Raw genomic sequence first — 18,786 nt, 5'->3', positions numbered from 1 at the left:
CACGGCTGGTGGTGGCTCCGGGGCCGCGTTCTTCCGGCGCTGCGCCGCGCCCCGTAGACGGGGCGCAGCGGGCGGATGAGGAGGGCGGCGGTTGAGCGCGGCCGTCAGGAGTTCGCGGCCTTGCCGACAGCGGGGCGGACAGCCTCCCGGTGGGCATAGGTGTGCGCGACAACGATCGCGAGGCAGATCGCCAGTGCCACGTAGTCGGAGGCGGACCCTCGCGGGACGAAGTCGCCGCGCGGGTTGGTCAGAAGGGCAGCCCAGACGAGGAGAGCGCACACGAGCAGCAGCCCGTCCAGGGCGACGGCGACGCATCCCCAGCCCCGGTGGGGCACAAGCGCGGGCTCTTGGGCGTCCTCGTCCTGCCGGGTGACCTCGGTGGCCGACTTGCCGTGGTTGACCAAACGGAAGATGGCCGCCCCAAGGATGCTCAGAGGCACCGCGAACAGGAAGATCACCGGTTGTTCAAGGATGACTCCGGCTACGGCGAACAGCGTTGCCACGCCGTGCACCGTGTGCAGCGGACGGCAAAACCGGTGCGGGTGGACGCGGGTAGGACAGAAATCGGACATGAGAGGACCTCGGGTGGTGATGGGTTCTTGAGGCCCCGCGCTCAGATGACGGGGCGTGAGGGAGAGGGGCGGCCGGGGAGAGTGACACCCGGACCGCCAGCCCCACTTAAACTACAGTGAAGAATTGAGATATGCAACGCCAGGCGTATGGTTAAGCACGCTCGTCCGCCCCGGAGCCCCGGCTCCGGCCGCGAAGCATCCGGTCGGACCACGGCGCCCCCGCCGGACCCATGACGTGCTCCGGAATGGTGATCTCGTAGTGCGGGCAGCCGCCCGTCGCCTCGCGGGCCGCATGCTCATGGGAGTTCGGGCACTGGTCCCGCTCATGCTCGCGCCGCCAGGTCCGCACGGTCCAGCTGTGGCCGGAGGCACTCGCATTGCGCCGCTGCGCCCGGTGGCGCTCTCCCGCATCCGGGTCGACCCACACGTTCGTCACCTGCCCCGAGTCGGTGATCCCCCTGCGCCGGTCGGAACGCTGCTCGCGCGGCTTGGCCTCGTGCACTTCCATGGCGAGCACCCGCACGGAGGAGCGCTCGTGCTGCGTCAGCAGCTCCCAGAGGCTGCGCACGTGCCGGGTCATCAGCTCATGACGCCCCAGGCGGTCAGAACCGCTCCGGTACCGGTCGGGGTTCTCCGGGTCGCGCAGCCGGGTCTCCGGCTCCAGGACGTCGCCTGGGCGCAGCAGCAGCGTGCTGTAGGGCGAGAACGGGAGCGACAGCAGCGACTGATCGCACGTCAGGGGAGTCACCCAGGTCCAGGTCGTGCCGTCCGGGGGGATCTCCGACGGCTCCAGCTCTCCGTCGGCCCCCCGGCTCATCCATCCCTCTTCCTCGCCCGGGGTCCAAGGGCCCCACGTGTAACCGACGATGCGACGGCCGGTAGGCAGCAGAAAGGGCGTGTCCAGAAACAGCATCCCCCGGGCCGACGGGAGATGGCGCGGGTCGAAGGGCGTCGTAGCCCGGTCGGCGCGCCGCTGTACGCGGCGTAGCGTCATCTGGGCCAGCGAATCGTGGATCTGCCACAGCCGGGCGGACTCCGTGCGCTCCGCCTCCTGCCGGAGCTGGGCCACCACCCCCGCCTCCAAGCCCTCGGGGTGCCGATAGGGCGCCAGCGGCTCACGTCCCTTGCGGTACCCGCTGGCCTTCGTCATGGCCCAGTCGATGCTCCGCCTGTGCGCCGCGACGTAGCGACGCCGCCAGCTCCGGATGCGGGACCAGTCCGGCGTGTCCCAGGCCGTGCTCTCGGTCATGGTGAGGCACTGCCCGGACGGTTTGCCCTGCTCGGCGTCCAGGTTGAGCAGCGTCCGGAACCGGACCGCCTCGTCCAGGGGCTCGTCAACGACCCTGGTGGCGTCCACGGGCGTGATCCGGTGGACGTCATAGGGGTCAAGCGCCCATTCCATGCCCGCCACTTGAGTCAGGACCGCACGCATGGTCTCTTCGTCCGCAGTATCCACAAAGTCCGCGACGAGGTTCTGGACGTTGCCGACCAGGGTGTCGGCCGCCGCGAACCGGAGCAAGCGCTTCAGGAAGGAGGAGCCTGGCCCGTGCTGCACGCTGGACCGCGCGAGCAGCTCATCGGCCACGCGCGGATCCTCCAGTGCTGCATTCGCCAGGTGGGCGTAGGCCTGACAGAGAACGCTCAACTCCTCGGAGTGATCGAGGACGTCCTGGATCGCACGTGACAGCCACGCGAAGGCTGTGGCGCGCGCACCGGGGCGGACCGCGCTCCCCGAGGCGGCGTGCAGCTCCCGGTACAGCTGAAACTGGAGTGCCGTGAGGATGGTGAACTCGCCGGGGGCCGGGCGCAGCCGCTTGGCGGCCGCCGCCGCGCTCGCCAGCAGCTCGGAGTCGGTCACCTTGGGCAGATGCGGGAACATGGCAAACCTCGCCTGGGAAAATAGGGTTCGGGAAGACGACCCGGGGATACTCCGCACCGGGTGACACGACGAAGATACGCATAAGAATCGAGAGATGCAACGGCATTTCTCCGGGTCCTCCCAAGCAGCGAGCCCGACCACCTGCCCACTCTTGGGCAGGTCACTGGCCGGACCTCCCTGAACCACACCGCCGGCGCCCCCTGCACGTTTAAGCCCCCGGACGAGCGAGGAGCTCATCGCTTCCGCCACGAAGCCGGCTCTGGCGAGGCACTCCGTCCGGACGCCCCGGCTCCCCCCGCCCGTACGGCACCGTGCGGTAGCCGCCGCAGGGCGGGGAGGCCCGGACCGGGCGTCAGATCGGCCAGTACGGAGGGCGAGTTCGGGTCGGGTACAGCACCGGCTGTTCCTTCTGCCGAGCGATCGCCCGCGTCGCACGCTCGTGCACCTGCTCCTCGAGCAGCCGCGGCTGCCGAAGGGCGTCGCCGATGGACACCGTCACCTGCCGCCCGAGCCGCCACAACTGAGCGTTGACCGCGCAGCAGGCCACATTCAGGGCGTCGACGTCGTTCAGCCACCACCGGTAGCTGGCGGGGTCCATGCCGTAGACCCGCAAGGCCGCGGCGGCGGCCCGAGCCATCGTGCCGGTACCGGCGGCGGGCTCGAGGAACAGACTGCCAGGTTCCCGGTCCGTGGCGAACACGGTCTCCCCGACATGGTCCGCGGCCATCGAGGGGGTAAAGAACTCCCCGGTGCTCTGCCGTTCCGCGTAGGTGCGCATCCGGGCGATCAGTCGGCCAAGGATGTCGTCGGACTCGGCGCGGGCCGTGTCCGAGCAGTACTCCAGCAGCCCCGCCCGCACGAGGATGCGGGCGTAGTCGGCAAGGCCCCGGATCTCGTTCCCGCTCGGGTGGGAGAGCCATTCGTGCAGGGGGCGCGCAGCTTCGGCGAGGTCCGGGTCGTAGGACCAGAAGGAATTCCACCCTGCTCTCAGCGCGTCCACCAGGCCTTCGTCGCCAAGCGGAATCAGCAGCGTCCCGTAGTCGGGGCCGTCGGGCCGGCTGGGAGCTGACAGGGCCAGCCCCGCCAGGGTTCCGACCGCGATGGCACGGTCACCGGACCCGCCCCGATGGGTCACCCACCAGGCGTGCGCGGCGTCGACGATGGCGCGGGCATGCTCCTGCCCGTCTTCGGGCGCCAGGAAGCGGCGCATTCCGGCGGGCGGGATCCCGTACAGCGTCACAGCGCACTCCGTTCCACCTGCGCGGCGAGGCGGTTGAGTTCGGCGGCGACTGGGGGAAGCACGGTTCGGTTGCGGCCGCCCCGGGCGGAGCCGAAGGGCCGCTGTGCGGCCGGAATGCCGCTGGGCTGGAAGTCCGCGTCGATGATCCAGCCCTTGTCCGTCGGCATGCGGGAGAGGCGGAAGGCGGCCTTGTTCGCCAGGCCGCCATGCTCCAGCAGCATCAGCTCGGCGTACTGGCCCGTGACGGCACCTGCGGTGTGCTCGGTGAAGACGGGCACGATGCCGGTGTGGTGAACGGGCGCGTCGTCGATGGTGAGGGTGACGGAGAAGGACGCGGCGTCGGCGAGCGGAAGCAGGGCCGACTCAACGGCCTGCTGGGCCTCGGGCGTGAGGCGGCCGGAGGCGAGCACGGCCCAGCGTGCGCAGCTGAGAGGGTCGTGGGTGAGAGAGGTCGGGACCAGGGTGCCGAGCTGGGACAGTTGCTGTAGCAGTGCTGTGCGGCCCAGGGTGGCCAGGTACCAGATCTTTTGTTTTTCGCTGCTGGGGACGGTGGTGCTCAAGGGAAGGCCTTCCTGGGCGTGAGTTGGGGGCGAATAGCGGTGCGCGCGGCCGTCAGGCCGTGGTGGGCTCGGCGCAGCGCCGGGGCCGCCCCTGGTGGAGTTCGATCACGGCGCCGACCTCGAAGCCGCGGGCCAGGCCGAAGACCTCGCGCATGCGCTTACGGGTCTCGGTGGTCTGCCGTTCCCGGTGCGGTTGGTACCAGCCGCACCGGGTGAGGCGGCTGATGATCTGTTCGGTGACCTGTGTGCGCTTGATGTCGAGTTCGGCGACGCGTCCGCGGGTGGTGTGCCGGTCGGAGGTGATGCCGACGAAGGCGTCGTCGGTTCCGATCGTGAGGACCTCGCCGGGGTCGGTCCAGCTGTAATCCCTGTCGGACACGTGATAGTTCGCTGCGGAGGCGGGGACAACCAGCTTCATGGCGTGCTTCCTTGGCGTGGAGGGTGCGGCAAGGACCGCAGAAGGAGGAGGGGAGGCGTGACCTCAACCGCACCGTGAATATACAGTCAACGGTGGGGAAATGCAACGCTGGTTACGTGTGAGCGCTGAACGGGCGCCTGTCGGCCTCCCACTTCGGGTACGGGAGTGAAGGCATCCCGAAGACGGCTCTCGACCGTTCACTCCTCGTGCGGCCCGCCGTCAGCAGGTAGCGCAGATTCCCCGGGTGGCGGACCGCTCGGGCGCCGATCGCGGGCAACACCTCGGTGAGCCATGCGGCAGGATCCTCGTCCGGGAGCCGCGGCCGTGCCCCCAGGAGTTCCAGCCTGCGCGTCACCGCGCTCCCGCCGACCTCGCCACCGGTGATCTTGGCTCTCGACCGCGCACTGAGCACGGAGCCGTCCGGGAGGAAGCACAGTGACCTCGCCGTGCTCCGGCCGGCGAACCGGGCACCCAGCGCCTGGTACACGATGCCAAGATGGCCAGGGGAGGCGACAACCGCACCGTCACCCGTCAGCCGCCGCCGGGGCATCGGATCTGCGAACGAGACGACCCCGCGGATCCCGCGCTCGGCGGCCAGCCTCAGGGCGCGCGAAACCAGGAACGTCTCCCCGTTGGCCGGAACGGACTCCCCGACTACTAGGCGCGCAAGTTCGACGCTCTCAGCGTACGGCCGAAGTCGAGGGAAGGGGCTTGTCAGAACGCGCTCATTCATGGGAGAGGCCAGCACCGCCACGCCCACCAGGACCTGTCCCGCGACCGTCTGGTCGCGGGGGCCGGGCTCCGCCTCGGTATCCAGCAGCCCGAAGCGGTGGATGGCAGCTGGCCACCCTGAGAGGTAATGGTGCCCCGTTACGTAGCGGCGGGCCGCCTCCTCCTCGAGTCGCACGACCTCGTACCGGTCCCTGCGGAATCCGCCTTCGGAGACGTGACGCCAGGTGGGCACGCCGAACGTCCACCGCTGCGTGTAGCCCTTGGAGTTGCCGGAGACAATGGCGCGCAGGTCGCCCGCGCTGGGCACGATCCGCCTCCCGTTCATGCCCGGCCCCGGATGTCAGCGAGGTGGTCCAGGAGGTCCTGTCGCCACCACAGGGCGTGGTCAAGGCAGTTGGCCTCGCTCTTGTGCGTGCCGCAGGTGCGTTCGTACCGCCCGCCCTTCGACCACGCCATGCTGTCGGCCGACACCACATGGGGCCACGACCTGGCCAGGCCGCTCTTCTTGTAGCCGAAGGCGTGGAGCCTCAGGCCCGCTGCATGGAGGTCCTCCAGGATCCAGCTGGCCACGTACGTGTTCGGCCGCCGGCAGATGCTGCCGACACCGACGAGCGGCTCCTCGGCCAGGTCGACGCCGGCGGCCAGGAACTTCTCGACGCAGCGCAAGTAGTGCGGCCGGAGCCACCCCTGCAGGACCGGCACGATGGGTAGGTCAGGCGCCAGCTCCCGCAGCGTCAGGAAGTTGGCAACGGTCAGGTCCTGGTGCTCGTCGATCGTGAGCCCGGTCATGCGAAGCGCTTGCTCCTCGCACATGAAGTCCTGCTGGCTCGCCCAGGCCATCTGGCCGACCTCGTCGCGGTATCGCCGGATCAACGCCACGTACTGCCGCGGGCTGGTGTGCCATGCGCCGTACTGGGTGATCTCGGTGAATCCACCGCTGTCGAGCGCCCACGGGCCCTGTGCCCGAGGCAGGGCCTTGAGGCCGGCCAGGCGACGGTTCGACACGAACATCGGGACGTCGGTGCGCCCGAGCCAGTGGGGGCGGTGGACACCGAGCCAGAAGGCCGGCAGCTCTGGTTGTGCCTTCCGGGCGGAGGAGAGGTGGTTGGGGTCGGGCATGTGGTGCCTCCAGGAAGAGGGACGTGGCGGGGGCATGGACGCGGGGTCGGAGGGCGCGTCCGTCCCACTCGCGGACAGGGGAGAGAGGGACTGGCCCCGGCGCGCCTCCGTAGGTGCGCCGGGGGTATCGCGGTGTAGCGGTCACCAGTCGACGAGGCCCTTGTGGTCGGCTGCGGCGAGCTGTGCCAGATGGGTGCGGAGTCGGGTCATGTCGGCTTCGCTGTAGCCGTACCGGTCGAAGACTGCGCGGGCGGCGACGGCACGGGCTCCGGCGAGTGCCAGGCGCTGTCGTTCGCCGGCGAGAAGGCCCAGGGCCCGCATGCCCGCGACGTGCCGTGCGGCGTCGATGACGGGCTCCAGACCTCTTCGGTGGCCGGGGTCGTGCACCAGCGCGGTGACCTGCTCGCCCACCGGGCCCTTCATGGTCTTGGCGGACGCGAGTCGGCTCTTGTCCGACGTGGTGAGGGCCAGGGACCAGGTGGCTCCGCGGTCGGTGCTGACCAGGCCGCACATGAACGTCAGATCGACCCGGTTCCTCAAGAGCACCGTGGCCCGGATGTCCAGGTGCTCGCCGTGCGCCAGGCCGCTCTTGGCAAGACCCGGGGTGAAGCGGACCTGGGCGGCTCGGTCGGCGATGGTGGTCTCTACCACGTATGCGGCCCGGACCAGGGCGTCGGTGTCGAGTGACCCGGTCTCGGTCCGTGCGTGGGGAGCGGGGCTCGCTTCGCGGAGTAGTCCGGCGCCGAGTTGCTGGATCAGGTGCGTGGAGATGTCATCCACCGAGCACGACCCGGTCTTGCGCCGGATTGCTTGGATGCCGTGGTGTAGCGAGGCCAGGATCTGCTCTTCGGCCAGCTGGAAGCGAATGTCGGATGAAGGCATTGCGGACGCTCCAGTGAAAGGTGGGTGCGCCTCGTGTACGAGCTGCGCGGCCCGTGCTTCAGCCTCCGTGCTGTGCGGTCAAGGCACCCAGAGGCGGCGCGGGCTCCGAAGACTCCTCGGGCAGCGCGGAGTGAGGCGGTGAACTGACAATCAAGATACATGCAGGCTTCCCTATCTGCAACGCGTCGGTGTGTGGAGCCTGCGCCGGTGTTCGCCCACATGGTGAACAGACCGGGGCGAGTTGGCGTGGCTTGGCAGATCGAGGGCTGCTGGAGCCGCTAGGGTCGCGGGTCGTGACGGAGAAGAGGGCGCGGCGCTGTTTCTGCGGGTGCGGCGAGAACGCAGGGGTGGCCGGGTGGTTCGTTCAGGGCCACGACGTCACCGCGGCCGCCGCCCTGCGCGCTGTGGAGGACCTGCGCCTGCCGCACCAGCTGATGTCGTTGGGGTTCGGCCCGGGACGCTCGGTGGTCGAGGCGGCTGTCTGGGAGGCGGGCTGGGTGCGCTGCCCGGGGTGCGCGTACGTCGGGCCGGCGGCTACCCACACTTGCACCCTCGCCTCACCCGAATTCGGGCCGGAGCAGGTGCAGGAACCCGCGCCCACGCGCGCGGCAGCGGAGGGCACTGTCGGACTGACGTACGTCTACGGGCTGCAGTACAGGGGCGGGACCACCTACCGCTGGAAACACGGTTCGGCCCTGCCTGTCGATGACGAGCATGTGAGTCCGCTGCACCGGCTCGACGATCCGGCCCCGGGCCGCTGGCTGGCCTTTTCGGCCAACGGCAGGAACTGAGGCAGCACGGACGAAGGACGAAGCGCTCCTTCCGGTCGGCCATAACCGACAAGAGAAGCGCTTCGTCAGGTTGCAGAGCCTGGCCGTGTAACGACCGTCAGGCGAAGTGCCGGATCAGTACGGCGCCGAGGACGATGAAGGGGCCGAAGATGCCCAGGAGGTTGATGGCATCCATGACAGGCTCGCGTCGCATTCCGTATTTGCTCATCGTGTGTCCTTCGTGACGACGGTGTGGTCTGCACGCCGCAAGAGCCGATCGATGAATCTATGCCACCAGGCTGTCCACCGCCACTCGTGGAGTGACCGGGCGCCATTGGCAGGCTCTATCTCCGCGGCAGGTGACTGCGAGGCCGGGGCGGTCGGCGGACCGGCGGGGACCTCGGTGTGGGGCCGGGTGTCGGCGGCGTGGGCCGTACGCATCGCCTCCGGCCAGTACGCGGGGTGGATCCCTGCATCCGCCAGGGCCTGGGCGATGAAGTCCCAGCCGGCGGTCGGGTCCTCGGTTTCCATGGAGTGGTACCAGGGGGCGGGTTCCGGTCCGATCACGACGGCCCATCGTCCATGGAGGAGGTCTCGCTCGGCCGCCCAGTACCGTCCGCCCCAGGAGTCCAGCGACCCGCCGTACTGCGGTGGTTGGGGCAGATGGCTGCGCAGCCACCAGGCGGCAAGCCCGTGGGTCCAGGCACGTGCCATGGCGACCGTGGGGAATGCGACCCAGGTGGAGGTGTCCCGACCGAACCACTCCTCGTTGAGGACCGCGAAGGCACCGCCGGGGGACGGGTGGACGGTCAGGTGTTCGCCGCGGTACCGGATGTCGTCAACCGCCGGCGTTGCTTCGACGAGTTCACGGATCCACGCGTCCTGGTGGAACCGGCCCGAGCGCAGGCCCTGCAGGTAGTTGTCGTTGAAGTACCAGTCGTCGTATTCGACGGCGTCCGTCCAGTCGCCGTCGAGTTCCTGTGAGAGCTCGGTGCCCGTCATGCCTCCCCCTCCGTGCTCACCGAAGCAGCGGTTTGTGTCAGCGGGATGCCCGTGAGCTCGCTGATCCGGTGTGCGGACAGTTCGCAGTGCTCGATCATTGCGCCCGCAAGCCTCTGCACCCGCGGCCAGTACATGTCCAGCCAGAAGTCGGCCTCGTCTTGCAGGGCCTGGTAGTGGGCGACCCCCTGCTGCGGTTGTGCGCCTGCCGGTAGCGCCCCGAAGATGACGACGGAGGGTTCGGGGACCGTCTCGGCGACCTTGCGCCGGTCGGAGTCGCAGCCCCGCTCCGCTATCCAGGCCCGCTGCGCTGTCCACAGGTCGGCTTCGCGCAGCCATCGGTCGCCGGCCCGGTCCCCTGCGGCCATCATGATCGCGTAGGACCACCAGGGTCCGGACCACGGGCCGAATTCCACGTGAGCGCTGTGCAGGTCGTTGGGCTCCAGCGTCGCCCGCCGCACGGGCATCCCCTTGAGAAGGCCGAGCACAGCATGACCGGCCTCGTGATGGGCGTCGTAGCGAGTCACTTCCTCCGCGGTCAGCCCCAGGTCCAGGGCGCCGCGGAGCGGATGGCCCGGGGGCTGCGCGTGGCGGGTATAGACGCCGTCATCGTTGCGGTGCCAGGTCACGATGGCGCTCCTTCCGCTGGCGCCGCACCGGCGCGTGCCGGGCCGACAGATCTGGTGGTGACCGGTGGGGTGCAGGGGGCGGGGCAGGTCCTCATGTGTCCGTTCGTCTCGTGGGGTGGGCGGGTGGTGGGTCAGCGTTCGACGACAGGCTTGTCAAGGTCGCGGTGGGGCAGCGTGACGCTCAGACCGCGGTTCCGGTACGGAACCGCGAGGTCGGCGACGCCGAGCTCAGCGGCTGTGGGGAGGTCGCCGCTGAAGACGGCGTTCAGAGCCAGGGCCACGGTGGCCGCGCTTCACCGGACTACCGGGCGCCAGCAGCGGCGACCACGGCGAGGGCTGCGGCCGCGGTGTCAGTCAGCGTGGTACACACCGGGACGCCGTGGCGGCGAGCCACGTAGATCAGATACCGGTTGCGCTCGGGGTTAGGGCAGTCGGGCGGGCAGCCGAGGACGGCCCGGCCTGTCGCGACGTCCAGGCCGAATTCGACGTTCGTCGTCATCCCGGGAAGGGTGCGCAGGTCGCGGGGGATCCAGAACAGGATCGCCGTCGCCGCCGCGCGGGCGTCGGTCTCCCAGTTGACCTGTGTCTCGTAGCGGTCGGCGCGTTGGCCCTTGCGGGACTCGGGGCTCAGGACGGTCAGCGGCTTCTCACCGGTCCACTGCGCGGCCAAGGCCCGAACGGCCTCGGGCCGCCAGGACGGTACGGGCACGCTCTTGTCGGGGGTGGGCCCGGCGAGGAAGACGGACGGGCCGGCCGGGATGGGCTCACGGGCCATGACCAGGCTGATGGTGCTCATGAGACGGCTCCGTTCTGCGCAGCGGTGCGGGCAGTGTGCTGCGGGGTCCAGGGCAGCGGCAGGTTGTCGCCCTCCTGGCGGGGCACCACGTGGACGTGGAGGTGGAAGACGCTCTGGGTCGCCGCCTCCCCCTTGCTGGTGATGATGTTCGCGGCGGGATGCTCGGCCATCAGCTCGGCGGCCCGGCGCATCACCGCGGCGGTCACGTCCGGATCGGTGCTGGCGTCCTCAACGTGGACACGAGGCAGGACGAAGACGTGCCCGTCGTTCACACCGCCACTGCGGGGCCGTACCGCGAGGGCGTCGGGCCACTCCCGAACGACGACGGCCGAGGCTTCCCCGGCGGCGATAGCGCAGAAGACACAGTGCTTCACGTCAGGACTCCTTGGTCCGGTCAACGGCTCGGTGCCGGCCGCCCGCACATCCGGCCGCGATCGTCACGGGAACGTCGCCGCCGCTGGGCCCCGCCAGGCACGCCTCGGTGTGGAGCACGGTGCCGGCGACGAGCTGCTTGATGCCGGGCGTGCGCATCACGGCGGCGCGGACGGGGGCGTCGTGGGCGGTCGGGCAGCGCAGGGTGCGGTTGACGTGCGGGTCGAGGAAATGGCGGGGGAGGTCGAGCGTGACGGTCGCGGCCGGCGGCTGCCCACGGAGGTAGCCGAAGGAGACGAGCTCGATGACGGTCATGGCGTCCACCTTTCTGGCCGTTGGCCGGCGGCGGTAGGGATTCGCATCTGTTTCCGGTTGCCGGTCCGTCGGTCTCAGTCGGCAGCGGCGGCCTGGCGGCCTTCGTCGGTGATGCGGAAGAGGTGCGGACAGCCGCGGTGCGGGGCCCCGTACGGGGCGGGGCCGGTGTTGACGTGGCCGTGCTCGCACAGGGAGGCCGCGTAGCCGAGCTCCTCGAGGGCGGCCTCGTCCGATGCCTTGAGGAAGACCTTGCGGCCGTCGGCCTCCAGCCGCAGGAGCGGGCTGATGTTGCCGTGGGGGTGCTCGGCGGCCAGACGGAGCGCGGCGAGCCGGTCGGAGGTCAGGCGGGCCGCCATCGAACCTGCTCAGCTCTCGATCGCGGGGTGGGCAACGGGGATGCCGTTGAGCGTCTGCATCGCCCGTGCACGGCCCTTGAGCGCGTGAAGGCGGCTGAGCAGCTGTCGGGCGGCTGCCAGGTCCTGCTGCGGGGCGTGCTGCTGCACCATGGTCGTCAGGTGCCCGTCCAGGTCGACGATCTCGTCCTCGAACAGCGGGACGGCCAGCGCGGGCGCGCCGGTGACGCTGGCAGCGCCGATGCGCTCGTACAGGCGGGCGATGAAGGCCTCGTGGTCCATGTAGGCGTCGGGCCGGTTGCGGTTCCAGGCCGCGTCGGCGGCCCGGACGAGGGACTCGACCGCCTTCACGTCCTCGCCGGTGATCTCCACGGCGAGCCGGGGCGGCCGGGGCTGGCTGCGCAGTTCCCTGGTGCGGAGATTGAAGGCACGCAGGTCGTTCCACTCCTGGATGCGGGTCTTGCCGTAGCGCCAGCCGCGCTTGCGGGGGCGGATAAGAGCCCAGACGGCGAGCGGCATGGAGTCCTCCATCTTCTCAGCGGGGCGAGGGTGGGGTGGTGTCAGGACGGTGTGCTGCGGGCCGCCGGGAGCCGTGGCCATGGTGCCTGCCGTGCCAGGAAGTTGACGCGGTGCCCGCTGGGCAGTAGGCCGACGGCGCTGCGCATGCCGGGGAGGGCCTGCTCGGACCGTTCGCCGGCGGGCAGGTCGTCGAGGAGGCGGTCGATTCGGTCACCCGCGTCTTGCCAGTCCAGGTAGACGGTGGCCTGCAGCCGGAGGCTGACCTCGTCGATGGAGACGCCATAGACGTTCTCCGTGCCGGCCCGGCCGAGCAGCCCGGTGAGTTCTCGGACCGCGGCGAGGGTGTCGGCCATGGTGGCGGGCCGGTCGAGTCCGTCGGGAGGGGTGGGCGAGCAGGTGGCCTGGGAGCGGACCCTGACGCCCTGGATCTCCGCCTCGGCCCGCATGTAGAGGAAGGAGTGGAACGTGACGGGTTCTACTTCAGTGCCGAAGGCGTCGGCGAAGGCGTCGACGACGGCCATCTGCTCCTTGTAGGCCCGGCGTTCGCTTCCGTCGACGCTGAGGGGAAGGGCAGGGTCGCCGCCTCCGGCGAAGACGTGTGCCGGGGCGGGCTGCGGGCCCAGGGCTTCGACGATATCTCCCGCTACGGAAAGGAGGGTGACGAGGTCGGGCTGATCAGTCATTGCGCTGGCTCCTCGGGCGGTGTCTTTCAAGGGGCGTTCGCAGAGGTGGTTCTCTCGCCGCTGGTGCGAGGTATGTGACAGGGCGAGGGGCTCGAGGGCCTGGGCAGCGGGTGCTCGCGCGCAGTTCCCCGCGCAACCGGGAAGCGTCAGGTTCGGCGACGGGATCGGGCGTGGTCAGCGCACGGGGCTGATGCGGGGCATGACCTTGTCCTTTGCTGCCTCGATGATGTCGGCGTGGTCGAACGCAAGCGGTGCGGGCAGAGCGCCCAGAGGCCACCAACGGACGGCGCGAGCATCGCTCCCCGCCACGAGGGTCGTTCCCGCGGGAACAACTGCAAAGTAGGCGACGGTGACGTACCTGCCGCGCGGGTCGCGGCCGGGCTTGTCCCAGACGCCGAGCTGGTGCAGGTCCCCGGCGGCCACAGGCACGCCGGCCTCCTCCCCCAACTCACGGGCGGCCGCGTCGAGGCTGGTCTCCTCGATGTCGACGTGCCCGCCGGGCAGCGCCCAGTGCCCTTCATAGGGCTCCCAGCCGCGCTCGACCAGCAGCACGTGTCCGTCGGGGGTAAAGATCACGCTGTCTGCGGTGTAGCGGATGGTCTCGAAGGTCTCGGTCATGGCGGATCTCTCCTGGTCTGGGGCGATGGAGGCGGAACGGCACAGGGGCCGTCAGGCAGCGGCGATGACGAGGGCCGCGACCAGCAGCCACAGGTGGTGGAAGGACTGGTCAAGTGCGTAGGCGCCGGTCCCGAGGTGTTTGCCGGTGATGTCGTCCTCCGCGGTGGTGGTGTGCAGCGTGTCGGAACCCAGCTGGTAGAACTCATGCTTTCTGGCGAGCACGGCGAGACGCTCGAGCGTGGTGCGGCGGTCGGCCCACCAGTGCGATGCGGCGTCCAGTCCCAGGCCGAGAAGAACACCGGCGACGCTGAGGCGCAGGTCCAGGACGCCAGCGCCGAGGGCGAGCAGGATGAACTTGGTGACGGTCAAGGCCAGCACGTGACGGGTGTCGGCGAGGCGGCCGGCCCGGCCCGGCTTTCCTTTCGCTGCGCTCTGGGCGGAGGTCTGCACCCAGTGATCGCCTAATGAGTGGGCGACCCAGAGGATGACGAAGACCGCGGCGAACGTGGCAGCAGCGGTGTGGGGCATGATGACGGGTACCTCCTGGTGGCGTCAGTGGATGTCCGGAGGCCCGGGGCGGCCGAGTCTGCTTGCCGGCGATGCGGCCGCCCCGGGGCGCTTCATCGTCGTGTGTTCTCCTGGGCTTTCATGAAGCCTCGCGCGACTTGGCGGGGTTTCCGCCCCACAGGCCGGTGAGCAGGTCATCGAGCAGCTCGTAGACGTCGGTGTACTCCGTGGTCCGGGCCTCGGTCAGGTGGGCGGGGGTCATACGCGCGGCGGTAAAGCGGAATCCGTACGGGTGGGGTTCGCGGCCCTCGGGGCGGGGGTCGTACGTGAACGTGGCGAGGATGTCGAAGGTACGGCCTTCGTTCTCGGTGCGGGCCTCGACGATGGCGGTGATGGTCTCCCGGCTCTCGCACCCGAACTGTGCCGACCGCTGGGTGAAGTTGGGCAGGCGGGTGGTCTTGGGGAACAGTAGGGCGGCGTCGCCGGCGGTGTATGCGCGCTCCTCGTTGTCGTCGAACGTGATGCGGATCGTGCTCTCGCCCCTGTCGAGCTCCTTGCGCAGCCAGCCGGGGAAGACGAACTGGTCATGGGTGTAGGCCTTCCACAGCGGCGCGGCCCGGCCGGGCTCGCTGACGTCCCGGGCGCACCTCAGGCATGCCGGATCGAAGTCGTGGACCAGGACGGAGGGGAAGGCGCCGCCGCAGACCGCGCACATGAAGTCGTGCTCGTCTCGGACCCAGGCGCCGATGGGTTTGGTGCCCAGCACCAGGTTGTCCCAGGAACCGACCGACAGGCCGGAACGGGCGACCTCCAGCTGGCGGTCCTTGGCGTAGGCGGAGTAGACGCCGGCGGCGCGTGACAGGCCGTGCAGGGAGATCAGCGCATCCGTCCACGCCCTCTGCATCGTCTTCTCGTGGTCGGTCATGTCCGGGCGGCCGTTGTACTCGACGAGCACGCCCAGGCCGCGATCGTCGTCGAACAGGGTCTTCATCTTCCGCAGCAGGAGGCTGCGGGCGGACTGGGACGTCAAGGCGGCAGGGGACACGGGGGGCTCCTTCTTCGCTTCGGGGTCGGTGGGCTCGATGCCGTGGCTGCGCAAGTCTGCGTAGATGACGTCGCGGGTGACGTCGGCGACGTGGGCCAGCTCGGCGATGTTGCGGTTGCCGGTCCTCCATGCGGCTGCCACCAGAGCGGCGCGGTCGGCCGGGAGGTTGTCGCGGCGGATCGGCCAGTTGCCCAGCTTCAGCAGGGCTCGGGTGCGCCCGGTCGGGTCGTTCTCGGTCACACCGTCAGCATGTGTCGAGTCACTCGACATGTCGAGTGACTCGACACATGCTGACCGGAAAAGCCGATCACATGGCTGGAATGCTCTCTGACCCGGGAGGGGACACCCTGAGGTTGAGCTAGGCCCGCCGTCGGGGCGGACGAACTCTCGGCGAGTCCGATAGACAGGTCCTGACCCGCGCAATCAACCATCGGTGAGACGAACCCGCATCCGTTCACCTTCGGTGAGAATCGCTCAACCTCCGCTGAGACGGGTCACTCTCGAGCCCGGCACCGTTCCAGGGCTTCGGGCGGCAAGGGCACGCGCCGGCCACATCAGCCGTGTCCGCGCACGGCCTCAACGGCATCTCGATGGCCATCGGCCGGCTCGCAGCCGGGGAACGCGGCCGCCAGGACCTGCTCGGCGAGACGGGCCGGACGGTCCGAGTAGAACAGAAGCTCTTCACCATCTGCCGACCCGGCGATGGCCAGGCCCGGGTGGCAGGCGGCGACTTGGCACAGGGCGCGGCGAAGCCCGGTGGTGCCGGTCAGCAGAAGCCGGCCGGGCCCAAGAGGGTCGGAGGCGAGCGCGGCGAGGCTGATGGAGCCGGGAGCGGGGCCGGCGCTGCGGGCGGCGAAGTCCAAACTGGCATACGCCTGGATCAGGGCGGGACAGCGCCGCCCGGCTCCTCGCCGGATGGTCACACGGTGGCTGCGGTCCGGCGTATGGGCGGCCGGCGGCCCGGGCTCGAGCAGGTGCAGGGTGCGGAAGGGGTTGGCCAGCTCGTCTTCGATGCTGGCCGTCGCCGGGTCTCCGGGCGCGTACATGCTGATGAGGCAGCCGAGGTCGGCGGCGAGGACAGAAGCGGACGGGGGCTTCCAGCCCGCGGTCTCCGCGGCATCCGCCAGGCGGCCCTGCAGCTCCGCGCGGCTGTAGCGGCTCAACGCGGCGTGTCCGAAGAGGTAGTGCCAGCTGGGCACCAGGCAGGGGGATGCGCTCAGCAGCCACCAGTGCAGCAGCCACAAACTGGCGTCGAGTTCGAGGAACGGGTCCGCGCCCCGGACGTCGTCCAGAAGCCAGTGTGCCCGGTGCGTGGGGACGAGGCCGTTGCCGTCGCGGCGGGCCAGCCCGAACGCCTGGGACCAAAAGCCCATCGCGGGCACCATGCTCTTGCCCACACCGAGAACGACGGGTGCATCGGGCCGGCTCATACAGGCGGGGTCGTGGAGCAGCGCCGCGTGGACCTTGTAGGGCCACCCGTAGCGGGGAGGGTATCCGCGGTGCCGGCCGAAGGCCGGAAGACAGTTGGTCAGCGGGAGCAGGGTTCGCACGAGAGTCCCTTCCTGGGGGTGAGGGGCGCCGGGAGCACGGCCGTGCTCCCGGCGCCTGGGTGCGCGCTGCGCACCCAGGCGTGGTTCTTCGCGGGGCCGGCCCGCCGTGGGAATCGGCCCTGGAATGTCGGCAACCGGCCGTGGTTGAGCGGGCACGGGAGCCGGTCGGTCGTCCGTGTCCGGCGGGGAAGGCGGTCATCGCACGACGCGGGGTCCGGTACCAGGTCGGCCTTGCTTCCGGGCGAGGGGCATTGCGCTCCGTGTCACCGTGTGCGAGGGCAGGGGGCCCTGCGCGCGGGCGGTCAGCCCGCCTCCGCTGCCTGGTCCGCCAGCGGCGTGGACGCGCCGGGGCATGGAGTCGGGGTGGACCGGGTGCGAAGGTTGTCGGCGATCGCGGCGGCCTCGGCCGCGTGCCGGTGACGCGCGACCAGGGGATGTCCCCCGGCAAGGTGGATGACGACGCTGGCCAGGCGCAGCCGCCGCTGCCATGGCCCCTGCACGGCGTCCACCCGCTGGATCTTGCCGGTCGGCGCCACGTGGACGGCGTTGCGCCAGAACAGCCCGCTTCCCACGGCGAGGTGGTCGTCTCCGGTGGTGTACGACAGCGCGTGGCTGGTGAGGCTGGCCAGACGGGCCCGGCGCGGCGCCCGTCCCTCGGAGCGCAGCACGGCGACCGCATCCGGCCCGTACATATCGGCCACGAGCTGCTCGGCCTCCGCACGGTGGCCACAGGGGCGATCAACTCGGGCTTGTGGCTGCCGGCCGTGACCAGCCGCACGCGTACCCAGTCCCGGCGCCGCCACAGCAGCGGCTGCTCCAGGACGACGGCATGGGTGCGGGCGTGGCGGAACGTCTGGTGCCGGGTGTCGAACAGTCCGGAGTCCGCGCAGTAGCCGCCGGCTTCACGGCGCAGCGTCCACCCGTGCCACCGTGGCCACAGCGAGCCGGTCAGGCGCCAGGCAGGGCCGAGGGCGCCGCCCACGGACAACAGGGCCATCGGTTCCCCCAGCAGCGCGTAGGGCACCAGGCCGATGCCCAGCACGGCGGCCGCCCGCAGCATGCGGTGCGCGTCCAGGAGCAGCGACTGCGCCAGCATCCCCGGCCGGACGGCCAGCAGCGTCGCGCCGCCATCATCAGCCGGCACCCGCGCTTCGCCGCTCTGTGCCGGGACCGGCGTGTCCCCGGCCATCCGTGCCACCAAGGCCGCGCGCAGCACCTCGGCCTGGCGGGAGCTCAGGTAGGCCAGGGTGCTGTGCTGCCCGGACAGCGACAGGCGCAGCGTGCACACGCCGATCAGCCGCCCGAGCAAGGGGCGGTGGATGTCGGCCGCCTGCAAGTGCGCGAGCTCGAAGCGCCGACGACGCTGGAAGAGGAGCCCGGTGCGGTAGTGCAGCGCGTCGTCCGTCACCCGGTACTGCGTCACCCGCCACGACGCGTAGCCGTATCCGGCAGCCGCGAGCGAGGTGCCGGCGGCCGCCAGGACCAGGGCCCAGCGGGGCCAGGTATGTGCCCTGTGCAGCCACTCCGGCAGGTCACGGAAGACGAAGACCACGATGGCGCAGGTGACGGCCCAGGCCCGGCGCCACGGTGTGACGGGATGCAGCCGGCCCTCGATCACACCGCTCTCGGGGGTCACAGGGAGACCTGCCGTTCGGTCGCCAGGCTGGTGAGGACGTCCCGGATGCGCTCCGCCTCCGCGGTGCTGACGTCGTGGACCCTCAAGTGGTGAAACGTCCCCGTGGCCACCGTGACCGTGGCCACGCCGAAACGGCGCTGCAACGGGCCGGAGGAGACCTCCACGCTCTGAATCCGCCCGTACGGCAGAGCCTCCAATCGGCGGCGGAACATTCCGCTACGGAAGAGGAGTTCGTTCCCGGTGAGGCTGTAGCCGCACCGCTGCCACGCAGCCCCCAGGCGCCACCAGCGGAAGGCGCCCCAGGCCGCCAGCAGGCCCGCCAGGCCCCATCCGGGCCACGACGGCACGATCGATACGCATCGCGGGAGCAGGAAGCCGACGAGACCGGCGACGGCCGCGGACGACAGCGCAGCGCCCAGCGCGAGGTCGACGCGCCACAGGGAGAGCGCGGGGCGGGGCAGGCGGGTGAAGGCCATGCCCGGAGGCGCGAACAGGCGGTCGGGGACAGTGGAGCAGGTCACAACAACTCCCGGGGCAGGTGGGAAGGTTGGGGCGTTCCCGGCGCCGCAGCTGCCGGGCACACGCGATGCCG

24 protein-coding genes and 1 pseudogene are annotated in these 18,786 nt (G+C 70.4%); 1 reads left to right on the top strand and 24 read right to left on the bottom strand.

Annotated elements, in window-relative coordinates:
* Positions 1–104 precede the first annotated feature (104 nt).
* The 8 genes from ACFY1P_RS20010 to ACFY1P_RS19975 form a co-directional block, all read right to left on the bottom strand.
* Positions 105–503: a hypothetical protein gene (locus ACFY1P_RS20010; protein WP_390751341.1), complete on the bottom strand. Its 399-nt coding sequence runs from the start codon at positions 501–503 to the stop codon at positions 105–107.
* A gap of 220 nt (positions 504–723) precedes the next feature.
* On the bottom strand, positions 724–2,451 hold the full coding sequence (locus tag ACFY1P_RS20005) for a hypothetical protein (RefSeq protein WP_390751340.1): 1,728 nt from the start codon (positions 2,449–2,451) through the stop codon (positions 724–726).
* A gap of 352 nt (positions 2,452–2,803) precedes the next feature.
* Positions 2,804–3,691: a hypothetical protein gene (locus ACFY1P_RS20000; RefSeq protein WP_390751339.1), complete on the bottom strand. Its 888-nt coding sequence runs from the start codon at positions 3,689–3,691 to the stop codon at positions 2,804–2,806.
* Positions 3,688–4,251: a hypothetical protein gene (locus ACFY1P_RS19995; protein WP_390751338.1), complete on the bottom strand. Its 564-nt coding sequence runs from the start codon at positions 4,249–4,251 to the stop codon at positions 3,688–3,690. Before ACFY1P_RS19995 ends, ACFY1P_RS20000 begins: the two co-directional genes overlap by 4 nt.
* 52 nt (positions 4,252–4,303) lie before the next feature.
* Positions 4,304–4,669, bottom strand: a complete 366-nt coding sequence (locus ACFY1P_RS19990; RefSeq protein WP_390751337.1) for a hypothetical protein — start codon at positions 4,667–4,669, stop codon at positions 4,304–4,306.
* A gap of 112 nt (positions 4,670–4,781) precedes the next feature.
* Positions 4,782–5,708, bottom strand: coding sequence for a hypothetical protein (locus ACFY1P_RS19985; RefSeq protein ID WP_390751336.1), 927 nt, complete (start codon positions 5,706–5,708; stop codon positions 4,782–4,784).
* Between the two features lie 14 nt (positions 5,709–5,722).
* Complete coding sequence (locus ACFY1P_RS19980; RefSeq protein ID WP_390751335.1) at positions 5,723–6,520, bottom strand: hypothetical protein; 798 nt, start codon at positions 6,518–6,520, stop codon at positions 5,723–5,725.
* A gap of 141 nt (positions 6,521–6,661) precedes the next feature.
* Complete coding sequence (locus ACFY1P_RS19975; RefSeq protein ID WP_390751334.1) at positions 6,662–7,402, bottom strand: hypothetical protein; 741 nt, start codon at positions 7,400–7,402, stop codon at positions 6,662–6,664.
* Between the two features lie 293 nt (positions 7,403–7,695).
* Here ACFY1P_RS19975 and ACFY1P_RS19970 point away from each other — a divergent pair, with 293 nt between their 5' ends.
* Positions 7,696–8,193 carry a hypothetical protein gene (locus ACFY1P_RS19970; protein WP_390751333.1) on the top strand — a complete coding sequence of 166 codons (498 nt, stop codon included), beginning with the start codon at positions 7,696–7,698 and terminating at the stop codon, positions 8,191–8,193.
* Between the two features lie 204 nt (positions 8,194–8,397).
* On the opposite strand, the gene ACFY1P_RS19965 is transcribed toward ACFY1P_RS19970, so the two are convergent.
* The 16 genes and pseudogenes from ACFY1P_RS19965 to ACFY1P_RS19890 all read right to left on the bottom strand — a co-directional run bounded on the left by ACFY1P_RS19965 (position 8,398) and on the right by ACFY1P_RS19890 (position 18,715).
* On the bottom strand, positions 8,398–9,174 hold the full coding sequence (locus ACFY1P_RS19965; protein WP_390751332.1) for a hypothetical protein: 777 nt from the start codon (positions 9,172–9,174) through the stop codon (positions 8,398–8,400).
* Positions 9,171–9,800 carry a hypothetical protein gene (locus tag ACFY1P_RS19960; protein ID WP_390751331.1) on the bottom strand — a complete coding sequence of 210 codons (630 nt, stop codon included), beginning with the start codon at positions 9,798–9,800 and terminating at the stop codon, positions 9,171–9,173. Before ACFY1P_RS19960 ends, ACFY1P_RS19965 begins: the two co-directional genes overlap by 4 nt.
* Before the next feature lie 131 nt (positions 9,801–9,931).
* Entirely contained in the window at positions 9,932–10,081 is a 150-nt protein-coding gene (locus tag ACFY1P_RS19955) for a hypothetical protein (protein ID WP_390751330.1), read from the bottom strand.
* 20 nt (positions 10,082–10,101) lie between these two features.
* On the bottom strand, positions 10,102–10,596 hold the full coding sequence (locus tag ACFY1P_RS19950) for a nucleoside 2-deoxyribosyltransferase domain-containing protein (protein WP_390751329.1): 495 nt from the start codon (positions 10,594–10,596) through the stop codon (positions 10,102–10,104).
* Positions 10,593–10,970, bottom strand: coding sequence for an HIT family protein (locus ACFY1P_RS19945; protein ID WP_390751328.1), 378 nt, complete (start codon positions 10,968–10,970; stop codon positions 10,593–10,595). The genes ACFY1P_RS19950 and ACFY1P_RS19945 overlap by 4 nt, the downstream gene beginning before the upstream one ends.
* Before the next feature lies 1 nt (position 10,971).
* On the bottom strand, positions 10,972–11,283 hold the full coding sequence (locus tag ACFY1P_RS19940) for an ATPase (protein WP_390751327.1): 312 nt from the start codon (positions 11,281–11,283) through the stop codon (positions 10,972–10,974).
* Between the two features lie 74 nt (positions 11,284–11,357).
* Positions 11,358–11,639: a hypothetical protein gene (locus tag ACFY1P_RS19935; protein ID WP_390751326.1), complete on the bottom strand. Its 282-nt coding sequence runs from the start codon at positions 11,637–11,639 to the stop codon at positions 11,358–11,360.
* Positions 11,640–11,648: 9 nt separating this feature from the next.
* Positions 11,649–12,155, bottom strand: coding sequence for a hypothetical protein (locus ACFY1P_RS19930; protein WP_390751325.1), 507 nt, complete (start codon positions 12,153–12,155; stop codon positions 11,649–11,651).
* Between the two features lie 41 nt (positions 12,156–12,196).
* Positions 12,197–12,838 carry a hypothetical protein gene (locus ACFY1P_RS19925; protein ID WP_390751324.1) on the bottom strand — a complete coding sequence of 214 codons (642 nt, stop codon included), beginning with the start codon at positions 12,836–12,838 and terminating at the stop codon, positions 12,197–12,199.
* 174 nt (positions 12,839–13,012) lie between these two features.
* On the bottom strand, positions 13,013–13,456 hold the full coding sequence (locus tag ACFY1P_RS19920) for an NUDIX domain-containing protein (protein WP_390751323.1): 444 nt from the start codon (positions 13,454–13,456) through the stop codon (positions 13,013–13,015).
* Positions 13,457–13,507: 51 nt separating this feature from the next.
* The gene (locus tag ACFY1P_RS19915) at positions 13,508–13,984 is read right to left on the bottom strand and encodes a transcriptional regulator (protein WP_390751322.1); all 477 of its coding nucleotides are present in this window, start codon (positions 13,982–13,984) and stop codon (positions 13,508–13,510) included.
* 118 nt (positions 13,985–14,102) lie between these two features.
* The gene (locus tag ACFY1P_RS19910; protein WP_390751321.1) at positions 14,103–15,248 is read right to left on the bottom strand and encodes a hypothetical protein; all 1,146 of its coding nucleotides are present in this window, start codon (positions 15,246–15,248) and stop codon (positions 14,103–14,105) included.
* A 314-nt stretch (positions 15,249–15,562) separates the two neighbouring features.
* A complete protein-coding gene (locus ACFY1P_RS19905; protein ID WP_390751320.1) occupies positions 15,563–16,558 on the bottom strand; it encodes a DUF4007 family protein in 996 nt (331 codons plus the stop codon).
* 302 nt (positions 16,559–16,860) lie between these two features.
* Complete coding sequence (locus ACFY1P_RS19900) at positions 16,861–17,250, bottom strand: PH domain-containing protein (RefSeq protein WP_390751504.1); 390 nt, start codon at positions 17,248–17,250, stop codon at positions 16,861–16,863.
* A gap of 521 nt (positions 17,251–17,771) precedes the next feature.
* Positions 17,772–17,981, bottom strand: a pseudogene (locus ACFY1P_RS19895) (PH domain-containing protein); the annotation flags it as partial.
* Between the two features lie 209 nt (positions 17,982–18,190).
* Positions 18,191–18,715, bottom strand: a complete 525-nt coding sequence (locus tag ACFY1P_RS19890) for a PH domain-containing protein (RefSeq protein WP_390751319.1) — start codon at positions 18,713–18,715, stop codon at positions 18,191–18,193.
* Positions 18,716–18,786 lie beyond the last annotated feature (71 nt).

Origin of the sequence: Streptomyces sp. NPDC001407 (assembly GCF_042895325.1) — a bacterium.
Lineage (GTDB): Bacteria > Actinomycetota > Actinomycetes > Streptomycetales > Streptomycetaceae > Streptomyces.
This window is presented reverse-complemented; position numbering and strand designations above follow the sequence as displayed.